Raw genomic sequence first — 10,210 nt, forward strand, 5'->3', positions numbered from 1 at the left:
CCCCCTTCTTTTAAAGATGCACTTTAAAACAGGCCGTGTGCGCCGCCCCGCAGGCCGCAGCGCGGCGCGCCCAAAAGGCCCCGAAGCCGGGCCCTTTTTACAGCACGTTCTCTTTTAAGTACTGGCCGATCCTTTTGACCGCCCGGTTCGCGCGGGTAAAATCCACAAACAAAATCGCCAGCGCCGCCGCCCCCAGCGCCGCGTACAGGGCCCGGTTCCAGGGCGCCGGCAGCAGCGCGCTCGCCAGCATCAGCGCCAGCGCCAGCACCGCCGCCGCCCAGGCCGCCGCCCGCGCGGCCCAGCATTCCTGAAGGCCCAGGCGCACCTTGCCGTCCTCGCACAGCACGGTAAAGCGCGGCTTATAGGCCAGCGGGCCCGTGCCCTTTTGCAGGGTCAGCAGCACCGGGCGCTCTTTTTTGTGGTAGGGCTCGGTGTCGCACCTCACCCGCCAGCCGCCCGGCAGCTGCGCCTCCTTGTGCGCGGCAAACCCGTCGCACAGCTCAAACTTGTTGCGCTGGCTTTTGTAAACAAATTTCTGCATGGTCCTGGTTCCTTTCCTTTATGCTGCGCCCTCGCCGCCCGCCTGCGGCCGCAGCGCCAGGTGGCGGCGCAGCAGCCACAGGGCCGCCGCCGCCATCACCGCCACCGCCGCCGGGTAGGCGATCCAAACGCCCTCCAGCCCCCACAAAAGGGGCAGGGTGAACAAAAAAACCGGCTGCGCGGCCAGCGGCTCGCCGTACGCCAGAATGCTGCTGGCCTTGGGCTCGCCCACCGCGCAAAAATAGCTGCAATAAAACCGCAGCACCGCCATAAACGGGTAGGCCGCGGCCAGGGTCCACATGGCCGCCGCTCCCTCGGCCGCAGCCGCAGGGCTCGCCCCAAAGACCAGGGGCAAGGGGGCGCGCAGGGCAAAACACATCGCGCTGCACACCACTGCCGCCCCCAGTGCCAGGCCAAGCCCTTTGCGGCGCAGCCCGGCCAGCGCATGCTGGTCCCCGGCGCCCCGGGCATAGCTCAAAAGCGGCTGGATCCCGTCCCCCACGCCCGACACCAGCGGGATCACGCTGCCCAGCACATAGCTCAGCACCGCATACACCGCCACGCCCCGGGTGCCGCCGTAGTGCAGCGCCCGCAGGTTGGTGATCAGCAGGATCACGCTGGTGGAGAGCGAGAGCCCAAAGGGGGAAATCCCATAGTGCAGGATTCCCCGCACCCGCCCCCACTGTAAGCGGAACTGTGCGGCCCGCACCGGCCGCCCCCTGTGGCACAGCAGCACCGGCGCCGCAGCAGCCGCGCACAGGCCCTGGGCCAGCGCCGTGGCAAACGCCGCGCCTCCCAGCCCCCATTGGAACTGATGGATGAACAGCCAGTCCAGGCCGATGTTCCCCAAAAGGCCCAGCACCATCACCCACATGGCCGCCACCGCCCGCCCCGAACCCCGCACCAGGGGCAGCATGCCGGTGGTGGCCACCTGGCAGGCTGCCAGAACGCACACCACCCGGCAGTATTCCGCCGCCAGCGGGTACAATTCCGCGTTGGCCCCCATCAGGGGCAGCAGGTAGGGGTAACCCAGGTACAGCCCGCCTCCCAGCAGGGCCGCCGCCAGGCCCAGCAGCACCAGGGTGTTGCCCCGCACCCGCAGGGCTTCCTCCTCCTCGCCCCGGCCCAGGGCCGTGGCAAGGCGCACTGCGCCGCCGGTGCCGATGGCCAGGCTCGCCGCCTGGATCACCGCCACCAGGGGCCAGGCCACGTTGATGGCCGCCAGGCCCGCGTCCCCCAGGTTCTGGCCCACAAAAAAGCCGTCCACAATGATAAAAAAGCTGTTCAGCAGCTGGCTGAACATGCTGGGCAGCGCATAGCGCCAGAATTGCCCGGTGATGGTTCTTCCGCCGGTCATGGCTCCTCCTCTGCCCGGCGCGCCGCCGGGCCGTTTAATTCACAAGGTTGCGGGGCCGCCCCGCAAGATACGCCCGCAGGTTCTCGCACACCTCGGCGGCAAGGCGTTCCAGCGCCTCGCCGGTGGCCCAGGCCACGTGGGGCGTCAGCAGCACATTGTCCGCCGCCAGCAGCGGGTTTTCGGGCCGGATGGGTTCCCGGGCCGCCACGTCCGCCGCGTAAAAAATACGGCCCGCCTGCGCTGCGGCGGCCACCGCGGCCTCATCGATCAGGCTGCCGCGCGCCGTGTTGATCAAAACAGCGCCCGGCTTCATCCGCTCCAGCTGTGCCGGGCCGATCAGCCCCTTTGTGGCGGGGGTGGCCGGGCAGTGCAGGCTCACCACGTCGCTGGCGGCCAGCAGTTGGTCCAGGCTCATAAACTCCACCCCCGGCTCGGGCGCGCGCGGCGTGCGCGTGCAGGCGGCCGCCCGCATGCCAAAGCCCCGGGCAATGCGCACCGCCGCCCTCCCAATGGCCCCGTAGCCCACCGCGCCAAAGGTCCTGCCCGCCAGCTCAAACGGGGGCCGCAGGCCATAGCGCGCGGGCACGCCCGCCTGCCACCAGCCCTCCCGCAGGCTCCAGGCCCGCCGGGCCACGCCGTTTGCTGCTTCCAGCAGCAGCGCAAAGGTGTGCTGCGCCACGCTCTCGGTGGAATATCCGGGCACGTTCGCCACCTTCACCCCGCGGCGCGCGCAGGCGGCCAGGTCCAGGCTGTCCGTCCCGGTGGAGGTCAGGCCGATCCACCGCAGCCCGGGGCAGGCGTCCAGCACCTCCCCGTCGATGCGGCAGTGGTTCGAGATCACGCACTCGGCCTCGCCGATGCGCTGCGCCAGCTCCCCCCGCGGCGTGCGGGGCCACAGGGTCACACGGTCGGCAAGCGCGTAAAGCGGCGACCAGTCCAGGTCCCCCTCCCGCACGCAATAACTGTCCAGCACAACGATCTCCACAGCCCGGCCCCTCTCTTGTTTCATACTTTTACTATTATAGCCATTTTTTCCTCAGGGGGCAAATCCCCGTCTGGATTTTTGCCCCGGTTTCGTATATAATGAGGTTATCCATTTTAAACCGCAAGGGGGGCGTTGCCCATGTATACCACCAGGCAGATCGTGCGCAAGCTCGTCATCGGCGCCGTTGCGCTGGCCGTGGCGATCTGCATCACCATCTTCATCCGCGAGAACATGGATGTAAAGGACCCCGAAAGCGCCGTGCCCACCCTCACCGTCACCATGAACGGTTCTGCGGCCATGGCGCCCGGAAGCGTGTTCCGGGCGGGGTACGAATGGAATTTTTTAACCACTACCGAAAAAAGCACCCCGGTCTACAGCTCCGCCGACCTGCGGCAGGCCGCCCTCCCGGTGCCCATGCCCCCCCGCACCTATCTCGATCTCGATTTTTCCATCAAGCCCAAAAGCGTGGTCATCAGCCGGGCCGACGACGAAAAGCTCGAAGCGTTCATGGAACTGATCGACGTTGGCAGCGGCCCCATTATCACCCCGGCCGCCACCGGTCTTTACATGTACCGGGTCGAGGCGGATTTTGGCTGGCGGGGTTCGGTCATCTATTTCTTTACCGTGCACATCCAGGAGTCCGCGGTCTGACTTCCCTGAAAAACGCCAAAGGGCTGTTGCAAAAAACAGCTTTTCGGTAAAGAACACGCCTTTGAAACTGGCTTTTACCGCCAGCTTCAAAGGCGCTTTTTTGTGCAGATTTTTTCAGAGGCTATTCTGTAACAGCCCCTTTTTGTATCTGTGCTCCGGGCCGGGCCTTTTTCCCGCACCAGACCAAAAGGCCCGTCAGTCAGGCCAGCCCCGGGCGGCGGGGGGCGCGGCGCCCGCCGCGCCGCTGCACCGCGCCCGCCCGCTCCTGCAGCCACAGCGCGGTGTCACGCACCGTCTGCGCCAGGGGGCGGGGCCGGTACCCCAGCTCCCTGGCCGCCTTCTCATGGCAGAACAGCCCGTTGCTGCGCAGCGTATACAGCGAATAGGCGGTATACAGCGGCCGCTGGTGCCGGCGCCGGGCCGCCGCCGCAAAAAAGGGCGCCGCCCCGCGGGCCAGCCACATGGGCATCACGGCCAGGCGCCTGCCTCCCACCTCGTGCCGCACAAGCTCCAACACATTTTTTACGCTGCAAAACTGGTTCGATAAAATATAGCACTCCCCCTTTTTACCCTTCTCCAGCGCCAATAGGCAGCCCTGTGCCACATCCCGCACATCCACAAGATCGTAACCGCCCGCCACGCAGGCGGGCAGGCGGCCGGCCAGGTAATCCCGCACCATCTGCACCAGGTGGTTGCCCCCGCCCTCGTCGCCTGGGCCCAGGATCCCGGAGGGATGCACCACCACCGCGTCCAGCCCCTCGGCGGCGGCGTCCAACACCAGCTGGGTGGCCGCCGCTTTTGTTTTGGCGTATGCGCCCGTGACCCGGGCGGCGGAAAACCGGCTCACCTCCCGCATGGCGGTGCCCTGCGCCTGCTCGGGGATCGCGTGCACCGAACTCACGTACACCAGCCGCCGCGCGCCGTACCGGCGGCACAGAGCCAGCACATTTGCCGTTCCCTGCACGTTCACCGCCTCCAGGTCGGGGCAGGCGCCGCCCGAAACATCCACGAGGCCCGCCGCGTGGATCACCTCCACCGCTGCGCCGCCCGTATCTTCAAACAGCGGCCTCAGGGAACCAAGATCCCGCACATCCCCCTCGATGTACCGAACGCCCGGCAGCTCGGGCGCGCGGTCATGCGCGAGCGCCAAGCCCCGCACCTCCTCCCCCTGCGCCGCCAAAATTCGGGCAATCGCCGCTCCGAGATGCCCTTTGACGCCGGTAATCACAAAGATCCTTTTCATAAAAAAACTCCTTTTTGCCGGTCAGCCGGCCCCTGGTCAGACCCCTGGTTCAGGCGGTCTTTTTGAACAGTGTGTTTATTTTCTTCCTTAACTGTATTATAATTTTAAAAGAGGAAAACCTCCATGATCAGTTGCAGGTAAAACCGTATGTTATTGAACAGACTGAACACATCTTGTTCAGTGCGGCCGCCTGGTCACAAAAAGTTTTCAAACGAGGTGTACACAAAATGAAACGCCAGGATCACCGCGCGCGGGTCACCGATCTGCTGCTGCGCAGGGCTCTCACCGGCCTGCTGCGCCAAAAACCGATCCAAAGCATCTCGGTGCAGGAGCTGTGCCAGGCGGCGGGCATCAGCCGCGGCACTTTCTATGCCCACTACCAGGACCTGTATGCCCTGCGCGAGCAGCTGGAGGGCGAATTGCTCCGCGAATTCCGCCAGGCGCTGGAGCCGCTGCTGGCGGCGGAGGGCGGGGATCTTACCCCCTTGAAGGTCACCACCGGCGTTTTTCAGTGCCTGCAGGCCAACGCCGATATCTGCATCATGACCCTGGGCCCTTTTGGAGACAAAAAATTTGCCGCCCGCCTCATCAATCTGGGCCGGGAGCGCTGCCTGGAAACCTATCTGCGCTTTTTTGCCGGGGCGACGCCCCGCCAGATCGAATTTTACTACGCATTTGTGAGCGCCGGCTGCATCGGGCTTTTGGAAAAATGGCTCGACGAGGGCATGGCCGGCAGCGCGGGTGAGATCGCGGGCATGGCTGAGGATATCATGACCTACGGCATGGGGTTTTTGCAGGGCGGGCCAACGCGCTGAAGCCAAAAAGAGACCGGGCGGCCGCCCGGTCTCTTCTCTCAACTTATTAAAGAGCGCATAAAGGCCCCCGGTCCCCTCCGGGGCGCGCCTGCGCCTGTCGCCGCGCCAGGGCGGACGGTTCAATCCATCGGGTGTTTGTCCCGCATACAGGCCATCGCCAGCAGCACCGCCGGCCCCACCGCCGGCACCAGCAGCAAAAACAGCCAGATGGTCCCGCGGCCCGCCGCGTGCAGCCGCCGCGCCAGCATGGCCACGGTGGGCAGCAGCATGATCACCGAGTAGCCCCAGCCCAAAAAGTTCAAAAACTGGGTGGGCCACAGCCGCACCAGCAGCGCCAGCGCTGCAAGGATCACGGCATTCACCGCGATTGCCCGCCAAAAATCCCCCCGGCCGGTCTCCCCCATAAAATCGGTATACCCCAGCCACTGGCGCAGATACGCCCTTTTAAATTTCTTCATATTCACTCTCCGCCCATTGTTTTACAAGGGAATTGTGCCGGGCCAGCAGCCTTTGCTGGTAGGGCCCCGCAAAAATCCCATGCAATAATTTCGGCAGCGCCTCTTCGCCCAGCTCCTGCCAGCAGGCCGCCTCGCGCCCGGGCAGAATGGGGTAAAACAACACCCCCATGGTCTGCGCCGCCGCAAGGTCCCGCGGGCCGCAGCCCACATACAGGGCTTTTCGCCGGTCGTACCCCCGGGCCAGCAGCTCGGCCAGGCAGGCCGCGCCGTCCCGCTTTTTGGTGGCCAGCGCCCCGCAGGGCGGCAGGCCGTGGCAGCTCCACTCGCTGTGGGCCGCCCGGGTGCTGGTTGCGGTCAGCTCCACCACATCGGCCACGCGGCACAGCTGCTCCAGGCATTCCCGCACCCCTGCAAAGGCCCGGCCCCGGCTCTGGTCCAGGGCGCACCCCGGCCCGGAAAGGCAGATAAGGAACCCTTTCCTTTTCTCGATCTGCTGCGCCCCTTCCATTGGGCCGCCCCCTTCCGCTTGCAAGCTGGCATCACAAAATTCCGGGCGCCTGCAGCTCGCCGCCGGCCCGGCCTTTTTCGACTATCTACAGCATACCAGCTTTTGGGGGTAAAAGGCAACTGTTTTTTGTGCTATTTTTATGGTTTTTTTGTTCTCCCGCTCCAAGCTTTGGTCATTCGCCCAAAATACGACCAATTTTCCCTTGCAGTACCAGGCTTGCCCCGGCGTCCGCCGGGGTGGGCGTGGCGTTGATGACCACCAGTTCGCTGCCCCCAAAATACCGCAGCAGCCCCGCTGCCGGGTATACCGCAAGGCTGGTGCCTCCCACGATCAAAAGGTCGGCCGCCGCAATGGCCCGCACCGCTCCCTCCAGTACCCGCTCGTCCAGCGCCTCCTCATACAGCACCACGTCCGGCTTCACGATCCCGCCGCACGCTTCGCACCGGGGCACGCCCGTGCTGTGCTCTATATACTCCACCGGGTAAAACCGGCCGCACCCCATGCAGTAATTGCGCAGCACGCTGCCGTGCAGCTCCCACACCGCCCGGCTGCCCGCTGCCTGGTGCAGCCCGTCGATGTTCTGGGTCACCACCGCCCGCAGCTTTCCTCCGGCCTCCAGCGCGGCCAGCCGCCGGTGCGCCGCGCCCGGCGCGGCTGCCTTCACAATCAGCTTTGCGCGGTAAAACCGGAAAAACTCCTCCGGGTCCCGCTCAAAAAAGCTGCGGCTGATGATCTGCTCCGGCGGGCAGCTCCATTGCTGGCGGTACAGCCCGTCCTGGCTGCGGAAGTCCGGGATGCCGCTCTCGGTGCTCACCCCTGCGCCCCCAAAAAACACCATGCTTTTGCTCTGTGCGATCAGCCGTTCCAGCCGCTGGTCCATTTTCCGCTTCCCCCTTTTTTGTGCTGGTTTTGTATAGTATAATGATACTACGAACCATTCCAAAGAGAAAGGGCGGCAGGCACAATGGCAAAAGAGATCGACGCTCAGCTGGTGTTCTCACAGCTGGCCCCCCGCAGGCCGGACAGCCACAAGGGCAGCTACGGCAGGCTGCTGTGCGTGTGCGGCAGCACCCGTTTCCGGGGCGCCGCCGCGCTGGCGGTGGAGGGCGCGCTGCGCGCGGGGGCGGGCCTTGTGACCCTCGCCTCCACCGAGCCGGTGATCGCCGCGGTGATCGCCCGCTGCCCCGAGTGCACCTTCCTGCCCTGCCGCCAGAGCGCCGAGGGCGGGGTGAGCGCCCAAAGCGGCCGTGCGATCCTGGAGCAGGCGCGGGGCGCGGGCGCTCTGCTGTTCGGGCCGGGTCTCGGCCACACGGCCGACACCGCTGCCCTGCTGGAATTATTGGGTCCGGGGGGCGGCTGCCCCCTGGTGCTGGACGCCGACGGCCTGAACGCGGCCGCCGCCCTGCCCGAACTGCCCCGCCCTGCCGCCGGGCTGCCCCTGATCCTGACCCCACATCCGGGCGAAATGGCGCGCCTGTGCGGCCTTACCATCGCCGAGGTCCAGGCCTCCCGCGAGGGCATTGCCGCCAGCTATGCCCGGGCGCAGGCATGTGTGGTGGTGCTCAAGGGCCACCGCACCATCGTGGCCGGGCCGGAGGGCGAGGTATATCAGAACACCACCGGTAACCCCGGCCTTGCCCGGGGCGGCAGCGGCGACATCCTGGCCGGCATGACCGCCGCGCTGCTGGCCCAGGGCCTTTCGCCCCTGATGGCCGCGGTGTGCGCGGTTTGGCTGCACGGCGCGGCGGCCGACCGGTGCGCTGCCCGGCTGGGGCAGCTGGGCATGCTGCCCCACGATCTGTTCACGGATCTTGGCCGCCTGTTTGCGGAATATGGGAGGTAACGCCATGAACGCAGTGTATTACCAAAGCCCCGTCGGCCCCCTCACGCTGGTGGAGGAAAACGGCGCCCTCACCGGTGTACAGTTTGGCCGCGCCCCTCTGCCCGCAGGCTGCCGCGCGGCCGAAACCCCGCTGCTCAGCCGCGCGCGCCGGCAGCTGTGGGAATATTTCGAGGGCAAGCGCACCGAATTTGATCTGCCCCTCGCCCCGGCCGGTACGCCCTTTCGCCGGGCGGTGTGGGCGGCCATGGCCCGCATCCCCTATGGGCAGACCGCCACCTACGGCCAGCTTGCCGCCGCCGTGGGCAGCCCCCGTGCGGCCCGGGCCGTGGGCGGCGCCTGCCACGCTAACCCCCTCGCCATCCTTTTGCCCTGTCACCGGGTGGTTGGCTCCACCGGGTCCCTCACCGGTTTTGCCGGTGGGCTGCCCGTCAAGGAGCAGCTCCTGGCCCTGGAGGCCGCGCACAGCGCGCCCTGACCCATAAAAGAGCAAGGCCCCGGGCGGCTCTCAGCCGTCCGGGGCCTTGCTCTTTTACTCCGGCTTCCTGTTCCACCGTGAATTCCTCGGTCACAGGCCTGTCCTCCCACACGCGCCCATCGCTGCGGTAATACCGGCGCACCACCGAACCGTCGGTTTTTGTGTAGTCTATCACGAACACCTCGCCCGGTTCCAGGTTCATCGGGTAGTTGTCATAGGGCAGCACATCGCCCGTTTTGGGGCAGTTTTTAAAATCGTCGTATGCGTTTTCCAAGCGCCAAAATTCCCGGCTCGCAAAGTCCCCGTTCCAGGTAATCGCCTGCCGCCCAAAGCAGGCCGCCTGGTACTCTTTGCCCGCCAGCTCCATCTTCCCGGTCCGAACCGGGTCGATCTCCCTGCCCAGCCAGCTCAGATCTTCGGAATGCACAGCGCCGCCGTACAGCTCCGCCAGCTGGCCTGCCATGCAGGGAACCGCGCCCGGGCCGTCCCGCGCCTCCAGCCCGGTGTGGGCCGCCCCGTAGACCCCCATAACGCTCTCGCCGCCCAGCCGGTCAAATTCGCGGGCAAAATTTTCCGCCATCACATTCTCGCGGTATTCCTCGTCCGCATCCTTATAATAGCGCCTGCCCTGTTCCACATTGTCCTGCGCGCACCGGTAGCGCTCCGTGTCCCCCTGGCCCCGCTCCCGCAGCTGCCGCAAAAAGCGCTCCCCCGTGCTGTCGTACTGGTGCCCCACGTCGGTGCCGTGGAAAATGGTCCCGGGGCAGTCCCGCTTGATCTGCCGGTAAAGCTCCTTGCTGTAGGGGTTGCCGCCCAGGGTTCCCTCCCAGTCCTGATAAAGCGCGTCCAGGATTTTATCGTCGTCCGCCTGCATCCACTCGTTCAAAAACTCCGCCGCATAATAGGGAAGCTCCACAAACAAATGCCGCAGGCCCCCGCTGTGATAATAATCGGACCAGAGCGAAAATTCCTCGTCGTATATCTTTTCGGCGCCGTGTATTTCCCCGTACAGGTAGATCTGCCCGGTCTCCGCAGGCTGCTCCGCGCTTGCAGGGGCGGCGGGCGCCTGCAAGCGCGCGGGGCTTTTTGTGCAGCCGGCCAGCGCCAGCACCGCCGCGGCGCACAAAAGCGCGCCGATCCTTTTCCTCCCCCACCGCTTTTTCATCCCTTGGCCCTTTCCATCCCGGCCTCTGGCCGGCCCCCGCCGCTCACAGCTCAATTCTGCGATCCTTGTAATAATACTCGTCGTCCCGCTCGCCGATGGGGCGCAGCACCCTGCATGGCACGCCCGCCGCCACCACGTTCGCCGGGATGTCCTTTGTCACCACGCTGCCC

General features: G+C 66.0%; 12 protein-coding genes. 4 read left to right on the forward strand and 8 right to left on the reverse strand.

The window, feature by feature from the left end; all coding sequences use genetic code 11:
- Window positions 1-97 precede the first annotated feature (97 nt).
- Genes ACMLHZ_RS02575 through ACMLHZ_RS02585 form a run of 3 tightly spaced genes read right to left on the reverse strand, consistent with a single transcriptional unit; the run spans window position 98 to window position 2,882 of the window.
- Window positions 98-541 carry a hypothetical protein gene (locus ACMLHZ_RS02575; protein WP_418666246.1) on the reverse strand — a complete coding sequence of 148 codons (444 nt, stop codon included), beginning with the start codon at window positions 539-541 and terminating at the stop codon, window positions 98-100.
- A gap of 18 nt (window positions 542-559) precedes the next feature.
- A complete protein-coding gene (locus ACMLHZ_RS02580) occupies window positions 560-1,897 on the reverse strand; it encodes an MATE family efflux transporter (protein ID WP_418666247.1) in 1,338 nt (445 codons plus the stop codon).
- Window positions 1,898-1,931: 34 nt separating this feature from the next.
- Window positions 1,932-2,882 carry an NAD(P)-dependent oxidoreductase gene (locus tag ACMLHZ_RS02585; protein ID WP_418666248.1) on the reverse strand — a complete coding sequence of 317 codons (951 nt, stop codon included), beginning with the start codon at window positions 2,880-2,882 and terminating at the stop codon, window positions 1,932-1,934.
- Window positions 2,883-3,020: 138 nt separating this feature from the next.
- Between ACMLHZ_RS02585 and ACMLHZ_RS02590 the strand changes: the two genes are divergently transcribed.
- Window positions 3,021-3,533, forward strand: a complete 513-nt coding sequence (locus ACMLHZ_RS02590) for a hypothetical protein (RefSeq protein ID WP_418666249.1) — start codon at window positions 3,021-3,023, stop codon at window positions 3,531-3,533.
- Window positions 3,534-3,732: 199 nt separating this feature from the next.
- Here the strand turns inward: ACMLHZ_RS02590 and ACMLHZ_RS02595 are convergent, their stop codons facing one another.
- On the reverse strand, window positions 3,733-4,776 hold the full coding sequence (locus ACMLHZ_RS02595) for an NAD-dependent epimerase/dehydratase family protein (RefSeq protein ID WP_418666250.1): 1,044 nt from the start codon (window positions 4,774-4,776) through the stop codon (window positions 3,733-3,735).
- A gap of 227 nt (window positions 4,777-5,003) precedes the next feature.
- On the opposite strand from ACMLHZ_RS02595, the gene ACMLHZ_RS02600 reads away from it, so the two are divergent.
- Window positions 5,004-5,591 (forward strand): TetR/AcrR family transcriptional regulator C-terminal domain-containing protein, encoded by a 588-nt coding sequence (locus tag ACMLHZ_RS02600; protein WP_418666251.1) that lies wholly within the window; start codon window positions 5,004-5,006, stop codon window positions 5,589-5,591.
- Between the two features lie 119 nt (window positions 5,592-5,710).
- Here the strand turns inward: ACMLHZ_RS02600 and ACMLHZ_RS02605 are convergent, their stop codons facing one another.
- The 3 genes from ACMLHZ_RS02605 to ACMLHZ_RS02615 all read right to left on the reverse strand — a co-directional run bounded on the left by ACMLHZ_RS02605 (window position 5,711) and on the right by ACMLHZ_RS02615 (window position 7,437).
- A complete protein-coding gene (locus tag ACMLHZ_RS02605; protein ID WP_418666252.1) occupies window positions 5,711-6,049 on the reverse strand; it encodes a DUF805 domain-containing protein in 339 nt (112 codons plus the stop codon).
- Window positions 6,036-6,557, reverse strand: coding sequence for a hypothetical protein (locus ACMLHZ_RS02610; RefSeq protein WP_418666253.1), 522 nt, complete (start codon window positions 6,555-6,557; stop codon window positions 6,036-6,038). The genes ACMLHZ_RS02605 and ACMLHZ_RS02610 overlap by 14 nt, the downstream gene beginning before the upstream one ends.
- Window positions 6,558-6,729: 172 nt before the next feature.
- Window positions 6,730-7,437 (reverse strand): NAD-dependent protein deacylase, encoded by a 708-nt coding sequence (locus ACMLHZ_RS02615; protein ID WP_418666254.1) that lies wholly within the window; start codon window positions 7,435-7,437, stop codon window positions 6,730-6,732.
- An 84-nt stretch (window positions 7,438-7,521) separates the two neighbouring features.
- Here ACMLHZ_RS02615 and ACMLHZ_RS02620 point away from each other — a divergent pair, with 84 nt between their 5' ends.
- Together ACMLHZ_RS02620 and ACMLHZ_RS02625 are read left to right on the forward strand one after the other, a co-directional pair.
- The gene (locus ACMLHZ_RS02620) at window positions 7,522-8,400 is read left to right on the forward strand and encodes an NAD(P)H-hydrate dehydratase (RefSeq protein ID WP_418666255.1); all 879 of its coding nucleotides are present in this window, start codon (window positions 7,522-7,524) and stop codon (window positions 8,398-8,400) included.
- A gap of 4 nt (window positions 8,401-8,404) precedes the next feature.
- A complete protein-coding gene (locus tag ACMLHZ_RS02625) occupies window positions 8,405-8,875 on the forward strand; it encodes a methylated-DNA--[protein]-cysteine S-methyltransferase (protein WP_418666256.1) in 471 nt (156 codons plus the stop codon).
- Here the strand turns inward: ACMLHZ_RS02625 and ACMLHZ_RS02630 are convergent.
- A complete protein-coding gene (locus ACMLHZ_RS02630; protein ID WP_418666257.1) occupies window positions 8,829-10,040 on the reverse strand; it encodes a hypothetical protein in 1,212 nt (403 codons plus the stop codon). The genes ACMLHZ_RS02625 and ACMLHZ_RS02630 overlap by 47 nt on opposite strands.
- Window positions 10,041-10,210 lie beyond the last annotated feature (170 nt).

The organism is Allofournierella sp. (assembly GCF_048388525.1).
GTDB lineage: Bacteria > Bacillota > Clostridia > Oscillospirales > Ruminococcaceae > BQOK01.

Bases quoted from the DNA above. Each gene is read 5' to 3' on its own strand.
- ACMLHZ_RS02575 (WP_418666246.1), bottom strand. From the start codon at position 541: ATGCAGAAATTTGTTTACAAAAGCCAGCGCAACAAGTTTGAGCTGTGC.
- ACMLHZ_RS02580 (WP_418666247.1), bottom strand. From the start codon at position 1,897: ATGACCGGCGGAAGAACCATCACCGGGCAATTCTGGCGCTATGCGCTG.
- ACMLHZ_RS02590 (WP_418666249.1), top strand. From the start codon at position 3,021: ATGTATACCACCAGGCAGATCGTGCGCAAGCTCGTCATCGGCGCCGTT.
- ACMLHZ_RS02595 (WP_418666250.1), bottom strand. From the start codon at position 4,776: ATGAAAAGGATCTTTGTGATTACCGGCGTCAAAGGGCATCTCGGAGCG.
- ACMLHZ_RS02600 (WP_418666251.1), top strand. From the start codon at position 5,004: ATGAAACGCCAGGATCACCGCGCGCGGGTCACCGATCTGCTGCTGCGC.
- ACMLHZ_RS02605 (WP_418666252.1), bottom strand. From the start codon at position 6,049: ATGAAGAAATTTAAAAGGGCGTATCTGCGCCAGTGGCTGGGGTATACC.
- ACMLHZ_RS02610 (WP_418666253.1), bottom strand. From the start codon at position 6,557: ATGGAAGGGGCGCAGCAGATCGAGAAAAGGAAAGGGTTCCTTATCTGC.
- ACMLHZ_RS02615 (WP_418666254.1), bottom strand. From the start codon at position 7,437: ATGGACCAGCGGCTGGAACGGCTGATCGCACAGAGCAAAAGCATGGTG.
- ACMLHZ_RS02620 (WP_418666255.1), top strand. From the start codon at position 7,522: ATGGCAAAAGAGATCGACGCTCAGCTGGTGTTCTCACAGCTGGCCCCC.
- ACMLHZ_RS02625 (WP_418666256.1), top strand. From the start codon at position 8,405: ATGAACGCAGTGTATTACCAAAGCCCCGTCGGCCCCCTCACGCTGGTG.
- ACMLHZ_RS02630 (WP_418666257.1), bottom strand. From the start codon at position 10,040: ATGAAAAAGCGGTGGGGGAGGAAAAGGATCGGCGCGCTTTTGTGCGCC.